Source organism: Pseudomonas sp. 22490 (assembly GCF_052044465.1).
GTDB lineage: Bacteria > Pseudomonadota > Gammaproteobacteria > Pseudomonadales > Pseudomonadaceae > Pseudomonas > Pseudomonas aeruginosa.
The window spans coordinates 189,168-210,088 of the sequence record NZ_JBQENS010000011.1 but is presented as its reverse complement, the minus strand read 5'-3'; the positions used below and the strand labels follow the sequence as shown (position 1 = coordinate 210,088).

At 63.6% G+C, this 20,921-nt stretch carries 15 protein-coding genes, 1 tRNA gene and 2 pseudogenes; 14 read left to right on the top strand and 4 right to left on the bottom strand.

The window, feature by feature from the left end:
- Positions 1-241 precede the first annotated feature (241 nt).
- Positions 242-1,513: an IS4-like element ISPa1635 family transposase gene (locus ACTJJX_RS15010; protein ID WP_004423958.1), complete on the bottom strand. Its 1,272-nt coding sequence runs from the start codon at positions 1,511-1,513 to the stop codon at positions 242-244.
- Between the two features lie 168 nt (positions 1,514-1,681).
- On the opposite strand from ACTJJX_RS15010, the pseudogene ACTJJX_RS15005 reads away from it, so the two are divergent.
- The 10 genes and pseudogenes from ACTJJX_RS15005 to ACTJJX_RS14960 all read left to right on the top strand — a co-directional run.
- Positions 1,682-2,299, top strand: a pseudogene (locus tag ACTJJX_RS15005) (DUF6531 domain-containing protein); the annotation flags it as partial.
- Positions 2,300-2,313: 14 nt separating this feature from the next.
- Positions 2,314-5,055: an RHS repeat domain-containing protein gene (locus ACTJJX_RS15000; protein WP_016852603.1), complete on the top strand. Its 2,742-nt coding sequence runs from the start codon at positions 2,314-2,316 to the stop codon at positions 5,053-5,055.
- A gap of 8 nt (positions 5,056-5,063) precedes the next feature.
- Positions 5,064-5,297 (top strand): hypothetical protein, encoded by a 234-nt coding sequence (locus ACTJJX_RS14995; protein ID WP_010791872.1) that lies wholly within the window; start codon positions 5,064-5,066, stop codon positions 5,295-5,297.
- Between the two features lie 167 nt (positions 5,298-5,464).
- Positions 5,465-5,539, top strand: a tRNA-Arg gene (locus ACTJJX_RS14990).
- A 542-nt stretch (positions 5,540-6,081) separates the two neighbouring features.
- Complete coding sequence (locus tag ACTJJX_RS14985; RefSeq protein ID WP_003122406.1) at positions 6,082-7,335, top strand: O-antigen polymerase; 1,254 nt, start codon at positions 6,082-6,084, stop codon at positions 7,333-7,335.
- A 673-nt stretch (positions 7,336-8,008) separates the two neighbouring features.
- The gene (locus ACTJJX_RS14980) at positions 8,009-9,049 is read left to right on the top strand and encodes an aliphatic amidase (protein WP_003091756.1); all 1,041 of its coding nucleotides are present in this window, start codon (positions 8,009-8,011) and stop codon (positions 9,047-9,049) included.
- 82 nt (positions 9,050-9,131) lie between these two features.
- Positions 9,132-10,247, top strand: a complete 1,116-nt coding sequence (locus tag ACTJJX_RS14975) for an AAA family ATPase (protein ID WP_003098718.1) — start codon at positions 9,132-9,134, stop codon at positions 10,245-10,247.
- A 25-nt stretch (positions 10,248-10,272) separates the two neighbouring features.
- Positions 10,273-11,430 carry an aliphatic amidase expression-regulating protein AmiC gene (gene amiC, locus ACTJJX_RS14970; protein ID WP_003117566.1) on the top strand — a complete coding sequence of 386 codons (1,158 nt, stop codon included), beginning with the start codon at positions 10,273-10,275 and terminating at the stop codon, positions 11,428-11,430.
- Positions 11,427-12,017, top strand: coding sequence for a transcriptional antitermination factor AmiR (amiR, locus tag ACTJJX_RS14965; protein ID WP_003098722.1), 591 nt, complete (start codon positions 11,427-11,429; stop codon positions 12,015-12,017). Before amiC ends, amiR begins: the two co-directional genes overlap by 4 nt.
- Positions 12,018-12,059: 42 nt before the next feature.
- Positions 12,060-12,578, top strand: coding sequence for an AmiS/UreI family transporter (locus ACTJJX_RS14960; protein ID WP_003098725.1), 519 nt, complete (start codon positions 12,060-12,062; stop codon positions 12,576-12,578).
- Between the two features lie 53 nt (positions 12,579-12,631).
- On the opposite strand, the gene lecB is transcribed toward ACTJJX_RS14960, so the two are convergent.
- Positions 12,632-12,979: a fucose-binding lectin LecB gene (gene lecB, locus ACTJJX_RS14955; protein WP_003098728.1), complete on the bottom strand. Its 348-nt coding sequence runs from the start codon at positions 12,977-12,979 to the stop codon at positions 12,632-12,634.
- Positions 12,980-13,446: 467 nt separating this feature from the next.
- Between lecB and ACTJJX_RS14950 the strand changes: the two genes are divergently transcribed.
- Positions 13,447-14,505, top strand: a complete 1,059-nt coding sequence (locus ACTJJX_RS14950; protein ID WP_003119629.1) for an HlyD family secretion protein — start codon at positions 13,447-13,449, stop codon at positions 14,503-14,505.
- 22 nt (positions 14,506-14,527) lie between these two features.
- Positions 14,528-15,538 (top strand): DUF2955 domain-containing protein, encoded by a 1,011-nt coding sequence (locus ACTJJX_RS14945; RefSeq protein ID WP_003122410.1) that lies wholly within the window; start codon positions 14,528-14,530, stop codon positions 15,536-15,538.
- 4 nt (positions 15,539-15,542) lie between these two features.
- Here the strand turns inward: ACTJJX_RS14945 and ACTJJX_RS14940 are convergent.
- Together ACTJJX_RS14940 and dsdA are read right to left on the bottom strand one after the other, a co-directional pair.
- A pseudogene (locus ACTJJX_RS14940) lies at positions 15,543-16,422 on the bottom strand (DMT family transporter).
- A 56-nt stretch (positions 16,423-16,478) separates the two neighbouring features.
- The gene (gene dsdA, locus ACTJJX_RS14935) at positions 16,479-17,825 is read right to left on the bottom strand and encodes a D-serine ammonia-lyase (protein WP_016852604.1); all 1,347 of its coding nucleotides are present in this window, start codon (positions 17,823-17,825) and stop codon (positions 16,479-16,481) included.
- A 325-nt stretch (positions 17,826-18,150) separates the two neighbouring features.
- Between dsdA and ACTJJX_RS14930 the strand changes: the two genes are divergently transcribed.
- Positions 18,151-19,392 (top strand): glutamine synthetase family protein, encoded by a 1,242-nt coding sequence (locus ACTJJX_RS14930; RefSeq protein ID WP_003119633.1) that lies wholly within the window; start codon positions 18,151-18,153, stop codon positions 19,390-19,392.
- Between the two features lie 183 nt (positions 19,393-19,575).
- Positions 19,576-20,880 carry an MFS transporter gene (locus tag ACTJJX_RS14925; RefSeq protein ID WP_003098737.1) on the top strand — a complete coding sequence of 435 codons (1,305 nt, stop codon included), beginning with the start codon at positions 19,576-19,578 and terminating at the stop codon, positions 20,878-20,880.
- Positions 20,881-20,921 lie beyond the last annotated feature (41 nt).

The following is a 20,921-nucleotide window of genomic DNA, read 5'->3' as shown; positions in this document are numbered from 1 at the left end:
CAATGTCATCAACCTAAGCTGCAGCCCTGCCCAAGGCAAGCCCCCCGAAGCAGCCAGCCGCCATGGCCGTCGGGCGATGACCAGGCCTCTGCCGCTCAATCAGGCGGTCTAGCTGGGCTGGCGGTGATGTGATCATCGTCTGTTCCGGCTGTCTAGGCGAGATTTCTCGTCCTCCGGACGAGCCTATGCCGACCGCTTGTGGCCAGCTTTTTTTGCACGGAGGTTGGGCGGTGGTGTTTCTTCAGCGCGTCGGTTTGTAGCCCTCACAACCTCGGCTGGCTGCGCGTTTGCGTTGGCGCGCAAAGCTACGGCCTGAGCGTACGGCACTGAGGCTTTTAGCCATCAAGGCCAGCACATTGCTCAGCCCCTGAGCACAGTGCCGCACCAGCAGCTCGACCAGGGTATTTTTGAGCCGTGACACGCCTTGGGTGAAGTTGACTTTCCATCGCAGCTTGCGACCTTTGTGGCGCTGTTCGATGACCGGCTGTAGCAGGTGCTGCATCAACAGCGCCAGGTTCTTCAACAGTTGAGCGGCATGAAAGTCCTGCTTTACAGCGGTCACGCTGCGGCCGCTGAAGTTGTCCAGCGTCAGGGTTTGTTTGAGGCGACGGAAGTCGGTTTCGATGCCCCAGCGGCGGTGGTAAAGCTCGGCAAACACCTCAGCGGGAAAGGCTTCTCGATCCAGCAGCGAGGTCAGCAATACTTCGCTTTCGCCGTTGGCCAACTCGACCCGGATCAGTCTCAGCTCGATCTGGCTGGCAGGATCAACGCCAGCCTCGGAGCAGAACAGACGTGCTTCAGGATGGTTGGCCACGAAAAGCTGTGTGTCTTCAACTTGGCCAGAGTGTAGAAACGCTTTGACCTGGGCGTTATAGCCACAGGGCAGGCGCATCAGAAAGTGCCGCTGTTGCTGCGCGAACAGCGCGAATAACCAGTGCCCAGGGTAACCACGGTCAAACAGCGTCAGGCTGTCAGCCGGCAGGTGCTCAAGGTGCAGATGGGCACAGTCGCGCTCACCGACTGTCAGGGGCACGATCAGGCTATGCAAGGTTTGACCGTCAGCGACTTCGTAGAGTGTGGACAAGCGAGCCATGGGAAAGCCAGAGTGACTGCCAAAGAAGGTCGCCATGGTCGACTCCAGGGGTAAATGCACGGTCGAGCCATCCACCGCGAGCACCCTCAGCCCACGCCACTTCTGACGCAGCCCGAAGCAGTCAATTTGTTGCTGCAGGAGGCGATTGAGACTTTCAAATACCTCGGGGTTGAGCTTTTTGCGCGCTTTGCAGAAGGCCTGCGCAGTGACCATTTGCGTCTCAGTCGACGCCTGATTGAGTACGCGATAGAACTGATCGAGTTCGGTTTGCAGGGCCGTGCGCGGCTGATTGAGCAGGAACAGGACGAGGTTCTTGAAGGTGAGCTGGCGTCGGCGGGTAAAGTCTTGAGGATTCTGGCGGTGGGCGGCGATGAAGGCGGGACAATCGAGCGGGCTGGTTATTTTTTGTACAATTTTCAAGCCAGGGTTTGGCTGGCGGTGTCAAGCGATGCGGTATAGGTAGTCAAAAGGGCTTCTCCCATGCACTGATTTGAGCGCTAATTATATGATATTTATGGATAATTTCCAAAGTTGATGACATTGGCCAACCATCAACTCCTTCGCGCTCAGATAGGGGGTATATCCATTGAGTACACATACGACAAGGAACAGCGACTCACTTCGGTAACACGAACAGATGGGCAATACAACACGAAAACACAGTACCTCTATGACGACCCGAGGAACATAAAACTACTTACAGGCATCCAGGATAACAATAATCGCCGCTTCGCCACCTGGGCCTACGACAACCAAGGCCGCGCCATCTCCAGCGAACACGCCAACGGCGCCGAAAAGGTCTCCCTCGCCTACAACGATGACGCCTCCACCACCGTCACCAACGAATACGGCAAGCAGGCCACCTACCGCTTCCAGGTGATCCAGGGCATCAAACGCATCGTCGCCATCGAAGGCGAACCCTCTCCCAACTGCCCCAGCAGCAATTCCACCTTCACCTACGATGACCAGGGCCTGCTCACCAGCAAACGCGACAACAACGGCAACCTGACCACCTACCAGTACAACGCCCGTGGCCTGGAGACCTCGCGCACCGAGGCCGCCGGCACTGCGCAGGCGCGCACCATCACAACCGACTGGCACCCGACCCTGTTCCTCCCGGTGCAGGTCAGCGAGCCCGGCCGGATCACCCGCTACCAGTACGACGCCGAGGGACGCAAGACCGGCGAGACCGTCACCACCCGCTGACAAGGACGACACCCATGCGCATCCCCCCATACTTCCCCCGTCTCGGCGCCCTCGCCCTGGCCTGCGCCCTGGCCCTGCCCGCGCAGGCGGCCGAGCGCGCCTGGAGCTACAGCTACAACGCCCTCGGCCTGATCGAGCGCGCCGACGGTCCGCGCACCGATGTGCAGGACGTCACCCTCTATGCCTACGACAGTCGCGGCAACCTGACCCAGGTGACCAACGCCCTCGGCCAGGTCACCCGCCTCGGCGACTATGACGAGCGCGGCAAGCCCGGCAGCATCACCGATGCCAACGGCGTCACCAGCAGCCTCGCCTACACCGGCGTCGACGGCTGGCTGGCCTCCGTCAGCACCGCCGGCAGCACCACCCGCTTCGACTATGACGCAGTCGGCCAGATCACCCGCGTCACCCGTGGCGACGGCAGTTGGCTGAGCTACGAATACGACGACGCACGGCGCCTGGTGGCGATCGGCAACAACCTCGGCGAACGCCTCGAATACGACGTCGACACCAAGGGCAATCGCACCGCCCAGCGCATCAAGGACGCCAGCGGCAGCCTGGTGCGCCAGCAGCAATGGGCCTACGACGAGCTTGGCCGGCTGCTCCGTGCGGTCGGCGCCGGCGGCCAGACACGCAGCTTCGCCTACGACCTCAACGACAATCCGGTCGGCGAAACCAACCCGCGCCAGTTCGCCCACAGCCAGGCCTTCGACGCCCTCGACCGGCTGGTCGGCCAGAGCGATCCCCTCGGCGGCAAGACCCAACTCGCCTACGACGCCCAGGACAACCTCACCGAGGTCAAGGACCCGCGCGGCGTCACCACCCGCTACGAATACGACGGCCTCGGCAACCTGACCCGACTGGTCAGCCCGGACAGCGGCACCACCACCTTCGAGCACGACGCCGCCGGCAACGTCATCCGCCGCACCGACGCTCGCGGTACGGTCACCGAGTATCGCTACGACGCCCTCAATCGCCTGATCGAGCGCCACTCGCCGAGCGACCCGAGCCTCGACGTACAGTACCGCTACGATCTCACCGCCGACGGCAACAAGGGCATCGGCCGCCTGGGCGCCATCGAAGGTGCCCGCGACAGCCTGGTGTACCGCTACGACGAGCGCGGCAACCTGGTCGAGCAGGTACGCAGCATCCGCCTCGACCAGCAGACCCTGCTCGACCGCGTGACCTACCGCTACGACGCGGCCAACCAACTGCTGGAGATCGGCTACCCCTCCGGCCTCGCCATCGGCTACCCGCGCAACGCCGGCGGCCAGGTCGCCAGCGTGACCCTGGCAGTGGGCGACAAGGCGCCGAGCACCCTGGTCGGGCAGATCGCCTACCTGCCCTTCGGCCCGCTGCTGCGCCTGACCTGGGGCAACGGCATCACTCTCAGCCGCGAGTACGACCAGGACTACCAACTGCTGCGGCAGAAGGTCGGCCCCTGGCAGAGCGACTACCAGCACGATGCCAATGGCAATATCCAGCAGCACCGCCACAGCCTCTGGGGCACCCTGGACTACCAGTACGACCCGCTGGACCGCCTGACCGAGGAACGCGGCGTCCAGGGCGGGCGCAGCTATGCCTACGACGCGGTCGGCAACCGCACCCAACGCAGCGACAACCCCGCCTCAGGCGGCACCGCCAGCAGCCAGGACTACCAGTACGCGCCCGACAGCAACCGATTGACCTCCATCGGCGCGCAAGCGGTGACCAGCGACGCCGCCGGCAACCTCACCCAGGACCGCGCCGCACGCAAACTGGCCTACGACGCCCAGGGCCGCCTGCAAAGCGTCAGCCTCGACGGCCAGCAGGTCGCCGAATACCGCTACAACGCCCTCGGCCAACGCATCGTCAAGCTCACCCCCGAGAGCATCACCACCTACCTCTACGGTCCCGACGGCCAGTTGCTCGGCGAAGCCGAACACGACGGCAGCGGCCGGAAACTGCGAGCCCAGTACTACCTGTGGCTGGACAGCCTGCCGCTGGCCACCATCGACGCCGACTACGACGCCCAGGGCAAGGTCGGCAACCCGTCCCTGCTCTACCTCCATGGCGACCACCTCGACACCCCGCGCCTGGCCACCGATGCCAGCGGCCAGATCGCCTGGCAGTGGCAGTCCGACGCCTTCGGCCGCGGCGAAGCGCTGAGCCAGGGCAGCACCCAGGTCAACCTGCGCTTCCCCGGGCAGTACTACGATGCGGAGAGCGGGCTGCACTACAACTACTTCCGCGACTATGATCCGGAGACTGGGCGGTATGTGGAGAGTGATCCGATTGGACTAAGTGGGGGAGTGAACACATACGGATATGTACAGGGAGCCCCCCTCAACCGTATTGATCCTTTAGGTCTAGCAGCAATAGAGATTGATATTCCTAAATCAGCATACGATTGGATACCCGGAAATATTCGATTACCTGCGGGAAGACTGTTAGGGGGAGTATTGCTGGTGGCTAGTATTTCCGGAGCTACGCCACAAGCTGACAGCGATACAAAAGAGCAAAACTGCCCAAAAGACTGCCCGCCGTGCAAGACAATTAGCGGCAGGATCATTCCTGTTGGAACCTTGGGCTATAGACCATTAGACATTATTCCAGACGACGAAATGCAACACGGGGTTTATGGATCTCATCACAACATGTTTGTTGCCAATCAGAACCCCAACAATTGCCGATGCTTCTGGCAGAAGAAAAACTACGTATTAAAACCTGAGCAGCTACCGAAAAACGCAGTTCCAGTAGAGCCGTTTATAAACTGAGGTTACTCATGAGATATTCAAATGGAAAAAAAGTAGAGCTGGGAGACAAAATTGATCTTGGCGACGGAGATACAGCTATAATTGTCGGAATCATTGATGAGAATCTCTACTCAGAAGAATACCCCAAAAGTGATTGGGAATACTTAAAATCAGGACTATTGATGCTCACAAGAGACTCAACACTACTCCACTACCCAAAAATAGAAGACGAGATAAAACTAATAAGCAGAAAAGCCAAGTAAATTGAAGGTCTCCAACCATCTTTAAGACCAACTTAAACCTTGTCGCATTCCAGATGGTGTCTTTGATGCTAATTACGGCGAGCTTGCAAGCATGCTGGCAGGCTTAGTTAAGTCAAACCTCGATATCGAACTGGGGGAGCTGTGGCGCCGGCCCGGTCCCCTTTATGGTCCGTAGCTCAATTGGTTAGAGCATCCCCCTCCTAAGGGGAAGGTTGGAGGTTCGACCCCTCTCCGGGACGCCATTTCATGCTCTGCTCCAGCTTCCCTCGCCGCTTCGCCAGTCCGCTTGCCGTCACTTTCTCCGATAGCTTTTCTTGCCGCCCGGCGTCAGGCAGTACACCCCTCCGCGCGAGAGAAAAGGGGACAGAGAAAAGGGGACAGATTTATTTTTACTACTCTAATTTCAGCGACTGCGCCCACGCTGAACTACTCAAAGCAAATAACTCGCTAAACCATGCGCCCTTGCCTAGGCATCGCGAAATTCCTTTACGGCATCTGAACTGGAGTCTCCATGCTAGAAAAATTAGAGTAGAGAAAATAAATCTGTCCCCTTTATGGTCGTATGAGGAATGTTCGGGTGGAAGCGTTAAGATCACTAGCGCCGGGGCAGAATCTCTGACAGTACCTATGCGACCTACACCAATACTGATGGCACAACCCTGAACCTAACCGCAGGACGGTACGCCGAGCTTTGAAGCAATGAACAGCTGGATCCTGAAGTGAATCGTAGCCACAGAGATGTGGCTATCGGCTACAATCGGCGCCTGTCAGTCTGGAGGATGCCATGTACGCGATGCTCACCGGTGCAACCCTGCTCATATTTGCAGTGGCTGCGAGGCTTCTAGCGCGTAGCGCCATACACCCCTCGGTCGCTATGCCTATCACCTGGGGGCTAGGTCTCATCGGTGTCAGTCTAGCATCGTTGATAGGGTTCTACCGTGTCGAGTCTGATGCACTGCTAATTTTTCTGTTTGGTGTGATGTCATTCTCCCTCTCCGCTGGGTGTTTCTCGTTTCTTTACAACGGTTACTTTCGTGCGCCGAGTTCAAATTTTCTGTTCGATAGCGAACTTCGGACCAGGGCGCTCGTAATCTTTTTCTGCTTGGCGCACATCGTATTTCTTACGGTAATTTATAGAGACTTGTCTTCTATAGCTCCAACACTGCGCGAGGCTGCGTATATGGCGCGCGCCCAGTCTGTATCCGGTGAGCCCGTTTTAAGCTCGCTCTCAATGAACTATTTACAGCTTGGACAGACCGTCATACCACTTGTGGTTTTACTATACTTGCGCGGTAAGTGTGGAGTCCTAGGCTTCTTGGCTATATCTGTTCCATGGATGGGGGTTATCTTGCTCGCAAGTGGTCGAGCATCACTTATGCAGATGCTTGTCGGGTTATTCTTTATCTACATACTTGTCAAGGGGAGTCCTTCTTTAAAAAGCCTTCTTGTAATAGGTTTGGCAATGTTTTTAGTTATTGCTGTTGGCGCTGTCGCTACATCCAAGATTCAATTTCATGAAGGTGATGGGATCTCGACTCTTTTCATAGAGCTCTATCGTCATGTGGCGGGATATGCTTTGCAAGGGCCTGTTCTCTTCGATAGGTACTATCAGGGCTCAATACATTTAGAGCCATATTGGTCGCCGCTAAATGGCTTTTGCAGCATATTGGCTACAGTTGGTCTCTGCCAGAAACCCCCTCTTCATCTTGACTTCTATGAGTATGCGCCTGGTGAACTCGGCAACGTTTACTCGATGTTCTTCTCAATGTATCCGCACTATGGCGCTTTGGGCGTAATAGGAGTGATGGCTCTGTATGGAATGCTTTGCTCTTATGCATACTGTAAAGCGAAGAAAGGTAGCCTATACTTTACAGTCCTTTCCTCGTACCTCTTTTCTGCCATTGTCTTTTCCCTGTTCAGTGACCAGATATCCACCTCCTGGTGGTTCTACGTCAAGATGACAATAATTCTTGGAATTCTGTGCTTCGTATTCAGGCGAGATCGAATGTTCGTGATCCGCCTTCCACAAGCTGGGTAATCATCACTGGTTTGTATTGTGCTGTATATGGCTTTCGTTAGAAATCCCTCTCAAACTCCCTAGCATCTGCATCAATGGCGTCCCTCTTCGGGACGCTATGTGCCAAACTTCCGTCGTTCCGCGTTGCAGGAAAGAATATCTCCATACCATATCTCGTATGCATATGCGCCAACTCCATAAGGAGAGAAATTATTTGGCAATGAGCTAATATTCGAGTGAATTTCATGCTTCTTGCCGTTAATGTGTAGACAGTATTTATTACCTGGGCTCTACCTTGGGGACTCCCCGCATCGCTCCTGATGTCTCTGAGCTTGTTTTCACCTCTTGGGATTGCCTTGCCGCCTGTCTTCGTCACCATCGGGGCGCGGCAAGCGACTGTTTCCAGTGCCTGACTGTGTAGAATTCCCATAGAGGCTTGGTACGTCGCCCAGAAGGCTGGATGCTTCGGATGCCGTTTGCATACGCTTGTCACTTCCATGTTTTACATAACGATACATGAACCTTGACAGCTCCTTCCGACGGGGCTTATAAGTGGCGCCATCAGGTCGTGCGCATCAGCGTCGATGTCGCGGGACCGAACCTAACGCATACGCACAGAGCAAATGGGCTCTCCCGGGGTTACCCGGGAGGGCCTTTTTTCGTCCCGAAAAAATAACAACAAGAGGTGATACCCATGCGTCACGGTGATATTTCCAGCAGCAACGACACCGTCGGAGTGGCGGTGGTCAACTACAAGATGCCGCGCCTGCACACCGCGGCGGAGGTCCTGGACAACGCCCGGAAGATCGCCGACATGATCGTTGGCATGAAGCAGGGCCTGCCCGGCATGGACCTGGTGGTGTTCCCCGAGTACAGCCTGCAGGGCATCATGTACGATCCGGCGGAGATGATGGAAACCGCGGTGGCGATCCCCGGCGAGGAAACCGAGATATTCTCCCGCGCCTGCCGCAAGGCCAACGTCTGGGGCGTATTCTCCCTCACCGGCGAACGGCACGAGGAGCATCCGCGCAAGGCGCCGTACAACACCCTGGTGCTGATCGACAACAACGGCGAGATCGTCCAGAAGTACCGCAAGATCATTCCCTGGTGCCCCATCGAGGGCTGGTATCCCGGTGGCCAGACCTACGTCAGCGAAGGGCCGAAGGGCATGAAGATCAGCCTGATCATCTGCGACGACGGCAACTACCCGGAAATCTGGCGCGACTGCGCGATGAAGGGCGCCGAGCTGATCGTGCGCTGCCAGGGCTACATGTATCCGGCCAAGGACCAGCAGGTGATGATGGCCAAGGCCATGGCCTGGGCCAACAACTGCTATGTGGCGGTGGCCAACGCCGCCGGCTTCGACGGCGTGTATTCCTACTTCGGCCACTCGGCGATCATCGGCTTCGACGGTCGTACCCTCGGTGAGTGCGGCGAGGAGGAAATGGGTATCCAGTACGCCCAGCTGTCGCTTTCGCAGATCCGCGATGCGCGCGCCAACGATCAGTCGCAGAACCACCTGTTCAAGATCCTCCACCGCGGCTACAGCGGCTTGCAGGCGTCCGGCGATGGCGACCGGGGCCTGGCGGAGTGTCCGTTCGAGTTCTACCGCACCTGGGTCACCGACGCCGAGAAGGCGCGCGAGAATGTCGAGCGACTGACCCGCTCGACTACCGGTGTGGCGCAATGCCCGGTCGGCCGGCTGCCCTACGAGGGACTGGAGAAGGAGGCCTGACGGCAGACGCCGCCAGCCCGGCGTGCCGTCGTGCGGCACGCCGTCTCCGCCATTTCCCCCTGTGGCAGAAGGAGTTTCATCCATGCCTTTTCTGAGCGACATGCTCGACCAGTCCCGCCGGCAGCAGGACGAGGAACAGGCCCTGGCGCGGGAGAATCTTGCCGAGGCAAGTCTGCTCCAGGCCCACCTGAGTCACCGCAGCGCCCTGCACAGCCGTTTCCGTTTCGACCCGGCGGCGGTGATGGACTGCCTGCGCGCCGAGGTGCTCGGCCAGGAACCGGCGCTACAGGCCGTCGAGGACATGCTCAAGGTGGTTCGCGCGGACATCGCCGACCCGCGCCGTCCGCTGTTCAGCGCGCTGTTCCTCGGCCCCACCGGGGTCGGCAAGACCGAGATCGTGCGCGCCCTGGCCAGGGCCCTGCACGGCGACGCCGAGGGGTTCTGCCGGGTGGACATGAACACCCTGTCCCAGGAGCACTATGCCGCCGCCCTCACCGGTGCGCCGCCGGGCTACGTCGGGGCGAAGGAGGGCACCACCCTGTTGGAGCAGGACAAGCTGGACGGCAGTCCCGGGCGCCCCGGCATCGTTCTCTTCGACGAACTGGAAAAGGCCAGCCCGGAAGTGGTCCATGCGTTGCTCAACGTACTCGACAACGGCCTGCTGCGGGTCGCTTCCGGCGAACGCACCTACCATTTCCGCAATACCCTGGTGTTCATGACCAGCAATCTCTGCGCCCATGAGATCCAGCGCTACGACGAGCGTCGCCAGCGCCTGCCCTGGCGCCTGCTGCCGGTCGGCGGCGAGCGCCGGCGGCGGGACATCGACGGGATGGTCCGGGCCCGGCTGCTGAAGACTTTCTCGCCGGAGTTCGTCAATCGTCTCGATAGCGTGGTCACCTTCAACTGGATCGAACGCGACGTCGTCGCGCGCCTGGTCGAGCTGGAGGTGCAGCGGCTCAACCGGCGCCTGGAGAAGCATCGCTGTCGCCTGGAGGCGACCCCCGAGGTGCTGGCGAAGATCGCCCGCGCTGGCTTCGACCGGCAGTTCGGCGCTCGTGCGTTGCGCCGCAGCGTCCGTCATCATCTCGAGGTACCGCTGGCCGAGCATCTGCTCGACCACCACCAGCCGGGCGACGGGAACTGCACGACCTACCTGGCGAGCCTGGAGCACGAGCGGGTTCGCTTCGTGCGGCGCTGAGCGACAGTCACAGGAGAGGAAACGGATGGGATCGCACCAGGAGCGGCCGCTGATCGGCCTGCTGTTCTCCGAAACCGGCGTCACCGCCGATATCGAGCGCTCGCAGCGCTATGGCGCATTGCTTGCGGTCGAGCAACTGAACCGCGAGGGCGGCGTCGGCGGTCGCCCGATCGAAACGCTGTCCCAGGACCCTGGCGGCGACCCGGACCGCTATCGGCTGTGCGCCGAGGACTTCATTCGCAACCGGGGGGTACGGTTCCTCGTGGGCTGCTACATGTCGCACACGCGCAAGGCGGTGATGCCGGTGGTCGAGCGCGCCGACGCGCTGCTCTGCTACCCGACCCCCTACGAGGGCTTCGAGTATTCGCCGAACATCGTCTACGGCGGTCCGGCGCCGAACCAGAACAGTGCGCCGCTGGCGGCGTACCTGATTCGCCACTACGGCGAGCGGGTGGTGTTCATCGGCTCGGACTACATCTATCCGCGGGAAAGCAACCATGTGATGCGCCACCTGTACCGCCAGCACGGCGGCACGGTGCTCGAGGAAATCTACATTCCGCTGTATCCCTCCGACGACGACGTGCAGCGCGCCGTCGAGCGCATCTACCAGGCGCGCGCCGACGTGGTCTTCTCCACCGTGGTGGGCACCGGCACCGCCGAGCTGTATCGCGCCATCGCCCGTCGCTACGGCGATGGCAGGCGGCCGCCGATCGCCAGCCTGACCACCAGCGAGGCGGAGGTGGCGAAGATGGAGAGCGACGTGGCAGAGGGGCAGGTGGTGGTCGCGCCTTACTTCTCCAGCATCGATACGCCCGCCAGCCGAGCCTTCGTCCAGGCCTGCCATGGTTTCTTCCCGGAGAACGCGACCATCACCGCCTGGGCCGAGGCGGCCTACTGGCAGACCTTGTTGCTCGGCCGCGCCGCGCAGGCCGCAGGCAGCTGGCGGGTGGAAGACGTGCAGCGGCACCTGTACGACATCGACATCGACGCGCCCCAGGGGCCGGTCCGGGTGGAGCGCCAGAACAACCACAGCCGCCTGTCTTCGCGCATCGCGGAAATCGATGCGCGCGGCGTGTTCCAGGTCCGCTGGCAGTCGCCCGAACCGATTCGCCCCGATCCTTATGTCGTCGTGCATAACCTCGACGACTGGTCCGCCAGCATGGGCGGGGGAGCGCTCCCATGAGCGCCAACTCGCTGCTCGGCAGCCTGCGCGAGTTGCAGGTGCTGGTACTCAACCCGCCGGGAGAGGTCAGCGACGCCCTGGTCTTGCAACTGATCCGCATCGGTTGTTCGGTGCGCCAGTGCTGGCCGCCGCCGGAAGCTTTCGACGTGCCGGTGGACGTGGTCTTCACCAGCATTTTCCAGAATCGCCACCACGACGAGATCGCTGCGCTGCTCGCCGCCGGAACTCCGCGCACTACCCTGGTGGCGCTGGTGGAGTACGAAAGCCCCGCGGTGCTCTCGCAGATCATCGAGCTGGAGTGCCACGGCGTGATCACCCAGCCGCTCGACGCCCACCGGGTGCTGCCTGTGCTGGTATCGGCGCGGCGCATCAGCGAGGAAATGGCGAAGCTGAAGCAGAAGACCGAGCAGCTTCAGGAACGCATCGCCGGCCAGGCCCGGATCAACCAGGCCAAGGCGTTGCTGATGCAGCGCCATGGCTGGGACGAGCGCGAGGCGCACCAGTACCTGTCGCGGGAAGCGATGAAGCGGCGCGAGCCGATCCTGAAGATCGCTCAGGAGTTGCTGGGAAACGAGCCGTCCGCCTGAGCGATCCGGGCCGACCAGAACAATAACAAGAGGGGTATCGTCATGATGCTGGGACTGGTTCTGCTGTACGTTGGCGCGGTGCTGTTTCTCAATGCCGTCTGGTTGCTGGGCAAGATCAGCGGTCGGGAGGTGGCGGTGATCAACTTCCTGGTCGGCGTGCTGAGCGCCTGCGTCGCGTTCTACCTGATCTTTTCCGCAGCAGCCGGGCAGGGCTCGCTGAAGGCCGGAGCGCTAACCCTGCTATTCGCTTTTACCTATCTGTGGGTGGCCGCCAACCAGTTCCTCGAGGTGGACGGCAAGGGCCTCGGCTGGTTCTGCCTGTTCGTCAGCCTCACCGCCTGCACCGTGGCGATCGAGTCGTTCGCCGGCGCCAGTGGTCCGTTCGGCCTGTGGAACGCGGTCAACTGGACAGTCTGGGCGTTGCTCTGGTTCTGTTTCTTCCTGCTGCTGGGGCTGTCCCGCAGCATCCAGAAGCCGGTGGCCTACCTGACCCTGGCCAGCGCCATATTCACCGCCTGGTTGCCCGGCCTGCTGCTGCTCGGGCAGGTGCTCAAGGCATAGCAGGAAGTCGGAAAGGGATGGCGGCTTGCCGCCATCCCGTCCCTTCCGAACTCCTAGCCGAGCGGCCAGTTGATCACCACGACGGCGTCGTTGTAGTCGTTGTCGGTGCCGTCTTCAGAGCCGACCAGGGCGAAGTTCAGCTCGTTGGTCAGGATTACCTGTGCCGAGACCAGATCCGAGGGGCGGCCGTTGACGCTGACCTGGACCTGTACCTTGCCACTGCTGCCGGAGTTGAGCACCTGGGTGCCGATGACGGCGTTATTGGTGCTTTGCCCGCTGAAGGTCGCGGCCGTCTCGTTGTTGACCAGCACGTTCACCGTCTGGGTTCCGGACGAGTTGGCGAAGGCGGTGACGCCGAACCGGGTGTTGGCGGGAAGGGTGAACACTCCTTGTGTTGCCATGGTGTATCTCCACTGAATACCTGGCCTGCCTTTTCAGGCAGCCGTCTGGCGCGCGGTATGGCGTGTCGGGAGAAATCCGCAGTCCTTGGCGGCAGGCGATGCGCAGGCAGGAAGGACGCATCGTTCAGCCAATCTACGCCGTCGACCGGGCGCGACCACTGCTAGAGTTCGCAGGAGGGCTACAGGGGTGTCCTGGCACTGGCGATGCATGGCCCGGTGCCGGACTGCGGCAGCGGCCTGCCGTGCCGGCTCGTTCGATTGTTACGCTGTCTGTAACGATCTATTGCCGATGCCGGCAGGCCAGGGGCGATTGTCTCGAAATATACTGCGTCACCTGGTCGCCGCAGCGGCGACGGCTACCCACTGGCCGTCGTCCGGGTCGCCGGTTCCATCCCGGCCGCGCCAACCCCCGCATTCAGGCCCCGCTGCGGCGACTGCATTCCCGCTGGATTCGAGGCTCGTACCCTATGACTCCCGATCAACGATTTGCCCGTTGGGTTCAAGTCGCTATCGCGGTATTCGTGTTGCTGTTCGTCTACTTCCTGGTCGCCGACCTGTGGATGCCGCTCACCCCGCAGGCCCAGTTGACCCGGCCGGTGGTGCGCGTCGCGCCGCGTGTCAGCGGTCAGGTCGCCGAGGTGCTGGTGTCCAACAACGGCCACGTGCAGCCCGGCGAAGTATTGTTCCGCCTCGATCCCGAGCCTTTCCGACTGGCCGTGCGCCAGGCCGAACTGGCACTGGAGGAAGCCGAGCGCACCAACCGCGAGCTGGATGCCGCCATCGCCTCGGCCAAGGCCGACCTCCTGGCCGCGCGCAGCAGCGCCGGCGAGCTGGACAGCGAGGCGCGCCGCACCGCCCAACTGGTGCAGCGCCACCATGTGTCGCAGCAGATGCACGAGCAGGTCAGCGCCCAGGCCCAGGCCGCCCGTGCCCGGGTCGCCGCGGCCCAGGCGCGGATCGGCGAGCTGACCGCGCGACGCGGCACGGCCGGCGAGGACAACCTGCGCCTGCGCCAGGCGCGCAATGCCCTGGCCCAGGCTCGTCTGCAACTGCAATACAGCAGCGTCCGGGCCGACCGCGCCGGGACCCTGAGCAACCTGCAACTGACCCCGGGCACCTACGTTCCGGCCGGAACGCCGGTGGCGGCGCTGGTGGACGACCGTATCGACATCGTCGCCGACTTCCGCGAGAAATCGCTGCGCTACGTGCGCCCTGGCGACCGTGCGGCGGTGGTGTTCGACGCGCGTCCCGGCGAAGTGTTCGGCGCGCGGGTGGCGGCCATCGACGCCGGGGTCAAGGAGGGCCAGCTGGACGCCAACGGCGACCTCGCCGCGCCGGTCACCTCCGACCGCTGGGTTCGCGACGCCCAGCGCCAGCGCCTGCACGTGGTGCTCGACGAACTTCCCGAAGGCCTGCTGCCCACCGGTGCCAAGGCCACCGTGCAGCTCTATCCCGGCGACGGCCTGAGCCATCTGCTCGGTCGCGCGCAGATCGTCGCCATCAGCCTGCTGCACTACGTCTACTGACGCCATGCCGGCCAAGCTCGCGATGTCCGCCAACGACCTGCGTCAGTGCCTGCGCATCGCCGGCGGCGGCACCCTGGGGTTCTTCGTCTGCAAGCTGATGAACTGGGACTACGGCTCGTTCTTCGGCGTCTACCCGATGCTGCTGCTCGGCCTGACGCCGGTGATCAACCTGCACATCGTCCGCCAGTTCCTCGCCAACTCGGTGGTGATCAGCGTCGAGGTACTGGTGCTGTACGGGTTGTTCGGCGACCGGCCGCTGCTGATGACGCCTATCGTCTTCGGCCTCTTCGTCTACCGCTTCGCCCTGATGGCGCGCGGCCCGCTGTTCTTCTTCGGCGCACTGAGTTCGGTGTTCCTCTCGATGCTGCTGCACTTTGCCAGCTATCCGGACGTCGATCTGTTCGACATGCTCGCCAGCAACATGGTCGCCACCTGGCTGACGGTGGCCATCGCCGTGCTGATGTTCTACCTGTTCCCCGACGTCGAACCGCGGTCGCCGCGCCAGGCGCCGGCCAAGGACGCCCCCAGCCGGCGCCACGAGACGCTGCTCGGGGCCACGGTGGCGACCTTGTCCTTCGTGGTCTTCCAGACCTTCGACCTGAAGGACTCGCTGTCGGCGCAGATCGCCTCGATCCTGGTGTTGTTTCCCATGCACTGGAAGGGCGTGCACTTCGCCGGGCGCATCCGCGCCCTCGGTACGCTGCTCGGCTGTGCGCTGGCGGTGGGCTTGCAGGTGCTGCTCTACGATCACTACGACATCCTGCCCTTCGTCGCCCTGTTGCTGTGGATCTCGGCGATGTTCTGCGCGCGCATCCACATGCTGGAGAACGGCGTACCGGGGATCGGTTTCGGCGCGCTGACCACCCTGGCGATCGTCCTCGGCCAGTACCTGACGCCAACCCACGACATGATGTACAGCGTGCTCTACCGATTTACCTCGGTGTGCTTCGCGGTGCTGATCACGTTGATGACGGTGCTGGTGATCCACCTGTTCCTCAACCGCTTCGCCGCCACCCGGCACTACAGCCACTGAGGCCTCAGGCGCGCCGGCCCGGCCAGTTGACCAGCGGCGACGCCGAGCATCACCAGCAGCATGCCGCCGATCGCCGCCGGCGCCAGGCGCTCGTCGAACAGCAGCCAGGAGGCCAGCGCGGTCACTGGCGGCACCAGGTAGAACAGGCTCGCCACCTTCGACGCGGCGCCATGCCGGATCAGCGTGTAGAGCAGGCCGACGGCGCCGAACGAGAGTCCCAGCACCAGCCAGCCGAGGGTCAGCACGAACGGCGTGCTCCACTGCACCTCGCGGCTTTCGAAAAGCAGGGCGGCGAGGCCGAGCAGGGCGCCGCTGGCCAGGTACTGGACGACGCCGCCGGTGCGCAGGTCCATGCCGCCGCAGAAGCGCTTCTGGTACAGCGTGCCGCAGGTGATCGCCGCCAGTGCCACCAGCACCGCGGCCCAGGCCAGGCCGTCGGCGCCACCGTGGATGCGGCCGAGTACCACCAGGGTTACGCCAGCCAGGCCGAGCGCCAGTCCCAGCCATTGCCGGCGGCTGACCTGCTCGCCGAGCCAGATGCCGGCCAGGGCCGCGGTAGCCAGCGGTTGCAGGCCGACCAACAGGGAGGTCAGGCCGGCCGACATGCCGTGCTCGATGGAGAGGAACACCCCGCCCAGGTACAGGCCATGGACCAGCAGGCCGGCGACCGCGACATGCCCGGCCAGCCGTGCCGAGCCCGGCCAGGGCGCACCGCTGAGCAGGGCGAAGGCGGCCAGCAGGGCGGCCGCGAGGAGCAGGCGGATGGCCAGGAAGGTGAAGGGCTCGGCGTACGGCAGGCCGAACTTGGCGCCGAGGAATCCAGTGCTCCAGAGCAGCACGAAGAGCAGCGGCATGCCGCTGCCGAGCCAGGCGGGTGTGCGCATGCAAGGTCCTCGTCGGGAGGTGGCGGGACGGTCGTGGCGCCCCGCGCGTGTCGGTGTCAGTCCAGCAGCGAGCGGCCTCGCTCCAGGTAGGCGCGCATTTCCGTCTCGGGCACCATGCCGCCGCCGGTGGCCCAGACCAGGTGGGTGGCATTGGCCAGGCGCGCCGAGGTCAGCCCCATGCGTTCGCGATAGCCCTGCGGCTCACGGGTGACCCGGGCGATGCCCGGCGCGCCGGCCAGGGCCGAGGGTTCCAGGCGGATGCCCTGGCTGCGCTCGAGCAAGGCGAGCAGGCGGAACAGTTCGTCGTCGTCCACCGTGTAGTAGCCGTCGAGCAGGCGCTGCATGGCGCGGCCGACGAAGCCCGACGGACGCCCCACCGCCAGGCCATCGGCGGCGGTGCGGTTGTCGATGCCGAAGTCCTGCACCGAAACCTGCTCGTGGCGGCCGGTATAGACGCCGAGGAACATGCAGGGCGAATGGGTCGGCTCGGCGAACAGGCAGTGCACCGCGTCGCCGAACGCCAGCTTGAGGCCGAAGGCCACCCCGCCGGGACCGCCGCCGACCCCGCAGGGCAGATGGACGAACAGCGGGTGCTCGCTGTCGACGCGGATGCCGGCGGCGTCCAACTGGCCGCGCAGTCGCTCGGCGGCGACGGCGTAGCCGAGGAACAGGTCGCGGGAGTTTTCGTCGTCGACGAAATGGGTGTAGGGATCGCCGGCCGCTTCGCGGCGGCCCTGTTCCACCGCGACACTGTAGTCGGAGGCGTACTCCACCACCGTCACGCCGTCGGCGCGCAGCTTGTCCTTCTTCCACTGGCGGGCGTCGGCGGACATGTGCACGCTGGCCTGGAAGCCCAGCGCGGCGCCGATGATGCCGATGGAAAGGCCCAGGTTGCCGGTGGAGCCCACCGCTATCCGGTGGCGGGCGAAGAATGCCCGGCAATCCGCCTCGGCCAGCCGCGAGTAGTCGTCGTCGAGGCCGACCAGGCCGTGCTCCAGGGCCAGGCGCTCGGCATGGGCGAGCACTTCATAGATGCCGCCGCGGGCCTTGATCGAGCCGGAGATCGGCAGGTGGCTATCGCGTTTCAGCCAGAGCCGGCCGGGCAGTTCGGCGGCGTAATGCTGGCGCAGGGCATCGTGGAAGGTGGCGACCTCGACCAGGTCGGACTCGATGATGCCGCCGCTGGCGGCGGTTTCCGGAAACAGCCGGGCGATCAGCGGGGCGAAGCGCTGCAGGCGGGCGCTGGCGTCGGCCACGTCGGCGGCGCCGAGGCCGACGTCGGCCAGGGCTTCGGCGCTCGGCGCGATGGCCGGGTTGAACCACTCGCTCGGACGCAGGGCGATGAGGTCGGCCAGGCGCGGGAATTCGGCGAGCCAGTCGGCCTTGGGTGTTCCGAGAATCAACGGCAGTACTCCTGTGGCGGGTAGGGCGGCGAAGGCACAGAGGATATACGCCTGGCCGGCGTTTTTCCTCGTACCCGGCAGGCAAGGCAGAACGCCTCTGCGGCGAAAGGCTTTGCACACGCGAGAATGTGCCGCATGCTTGATATCTTGAACAAGCGATGCGTATTTTGTACGCGGCCGCCGCCCGGTGCGGCATCCGCGATACCAACAAGGATAAGAAGTCATGACTATCGAAGGCCAAGGCTCACTCGCCGAACGGCTGGCTGGAGTTGAAGAAATCGAATGCGTCACCCCCGACCTCAACGGGGTGCCGCGCGGCAAGGTGATGACCGGCGAGGGCTTCCTCAGCGGCCGGCGCCTGCAGCTCGCCCGTGGCGTGCTGCTGCAATGCATCATGGGCGGCTACCCGCCGGCGCGCTTCTATGGCAGCGACGATGGCGACCTGGCGCTGGTCGCCGAGCCGACCCAGGTCCATCGCCTGCCCTGGAGCAACACTCCGCGCGCCTTCGCCATCTGCGATGCGCAGGAACTGGATGGCACGCCGTCCGGGTTGTCCACCCGCGGCTTGCTCAAGCAGGTGGTGGCGCGCTACGCCGCCCACGGCTGGCAACCGGTGGTGGCCACCGAACTGGAATTCTTCGTCTTCGCCCCGAACACCGATCCCAACGAGCCGTTCCAGGCCCCGCTGGGGCCGGATGGCCGGCGCGAGCTGGGCTATTCGGCCTTCAGCGTGTCTTCCAACAACGGCCTGCGGCCGTTCTTCGAGGACGTCTACCGCTGCATGGATGCGCTGGGCCTGGTGCGCGACACCTTCATGCACGAGATGGGCACCAGCCAGTTCGAGATCAACTTCCTGCATGGCGACCCGGTCCTGCTGGCCGACCAGACCTTCCTGTTCAAGCACCTGCTCAAGGAGGTCGCGCTCAAGCACGGCCTGATCGTGGTGTGCATGGCCAAGCCGCTGGCGAAGACGCCGGGCAGCTCGATGCACATCCACCAGAGCATCGTCGAACTGGACGGCGGGCGAAACATCTTCAGCGAAGCCGATGGCGAGCCTTCCGCCGCGTTCCGCCACTTCATCGGCGGCCAGCAGGCCTGCCTGGCGGACTTCACGCCCTTCTTCGCGCCGCACGTGAACTCCTTCCAGCGCCTCTGCCATCCCTACGCATCGCCGAACAACGCCTGCTGGTCCCACGACAACCGTGCCGCCGGCCTGCGCATCCCGGCCAGCGGAGCCTCCGCGCGGCGCGTCGAGAATCGCCTGCCGGGCGCCGACGCCAACCCTTACCTGGCCATCGCCGCCAGCCTGGCCGCCGGTCTCTACGGCCTGGAGCACGAACTGGAGCCGAGCCCGGCGATCCAGGGCGAGTTCGAGGTACCGGAGGAACTGACCCTGCCCTGCACCATGTACGATGCCCTGCGGCGCCTGAAAGGCAGCGCGCTGGCGCGCGAACTGTTCGGCAGCGAGTTCGTCGAAGGCTACGTGGCGACCAAGAGCATGGAACTGACCAGCTTCTTCGACGAGATCAGCCCCTGGGAGCGTCGCGTCCTGGCAGCCCAGGCCTGATCCACCGTGGTACTTTCCTAGCCCTGTGTCACCCCCTGCCGCCTCGCGGCGGCAGGGTCGTGGTGTCGGGTGCCGGCTTCGGCATCCCGCGTCCTGTCCCGGGGCCTCCCCGGGACTCCAACGCTGTGCGAGCCGGGCAGTCCGCGAGCGGCGCCGGCTCCCTTGTACGGGACCGGAGGTCCGATGCGGCGGATTTTCTTCTCTTTTCGCGCTCTCTATTTCGCTACCCTGCTGATGCTCACCGGCTCCGGCCTGCTCAGCACCTACCTGGCGCTGCGCCTGGCGGCGGACAAGGTCGACGGCCTGTGGGTCGGCGCGCTGATGGCAGCCAACTACTTCGGCCTGGTGCTGGGCGGCAAGGTCGGTCACCGGCTGATCGCCCGGGTCGGCCACATCCGCGCCTACGTCGCCTGCGCCGGGGTGGTCACCGCCGCGGTCCTCGGCCATGGCCTGCTGCCCTGGCTGCCGGCCTGGATCGCCTTGCGCATGGTGATGGGCCTGGGCCTGATGTGCCAGTACATGGTGATCGAGAGCTGGCTCAACGAGCAGGCCGATGCCAGCCAGCGCGGCGCGGTGTTCGGCGGCTACATGGCGGCTTCCTACCTGGGCCTGGTGCTCGGCCAGATGATCCTGGTGGCGCATCCGCAACTGGGGCCGGAGTTGCTGATGCTGGTGGCCTTCTGCTTCGCCCTGTGCCTGGTGCCGCTGGCCCTGACCCACAAGATCCACCCCGCAGCGCTGCGCCCGGCGCCGCTCGAACCACGTTTCTTCATCCGCCGGGTGCCGCAGTCGCTGACCACCGTATTGGTCTCGGGGCTGGTGGTCGGCTCCTTCTATGGCCTGGCGCCGCTGTATGCCAACCAGTTGGGGTTGCCCAACGAGCAGGTCGGCCTGTACATGGGCGCCTGCATCTTCGCCGGGCTGCTGGTGCAGTGGCCGCTCGGCTGGCTGTCCGACCGTCGCGACCGCGCCTGGCTGATCCGCGCCTGCGCCATCCTGCTGTGCCTGTTCGCCTTGCCGCTGGCATTGTTGCAACAGATGCCGCTGGCGTTGCTGCTGGCCCTGGGAATCGCCGCGAGCATGTTGCAGTTCACCCTCTATCCGCTGGCAGTGGCCTTTTCCAACGACCATGTGGAGACCGAGCGACGGGTTTCGCTGACCGCCATGCTGCTGGTGACCTTCGGCGTCGGCGCCTGCATCGGACCGCTGGCGGCCGGCGCGCTGATGCGGCTGTTTGGCGCTAACATGCTATATGCGTTCGTCAGCGCCTGCGCGCTGATCCTGGTCTGGCGGGTCCATCCGGAGAAGGTCAGCGGCCTGCACCGGGTCGACGACGCGCCGCTGCACCACGTGCCGACCCCGGACAACATGACCAGCTCCCCGCTGGTCGCGGCGCTCGATCCGCGGGTAGACGAACAGGCGGTGCAGGAGCAGATGGTCGATGGCGAGCCCGACGCGCCGCAGGCCGACGGTGCGACGCAGAACTGAACTCCGCTCGCCGCGGGAGCCGATAGGCAGGAGAGGTTGCG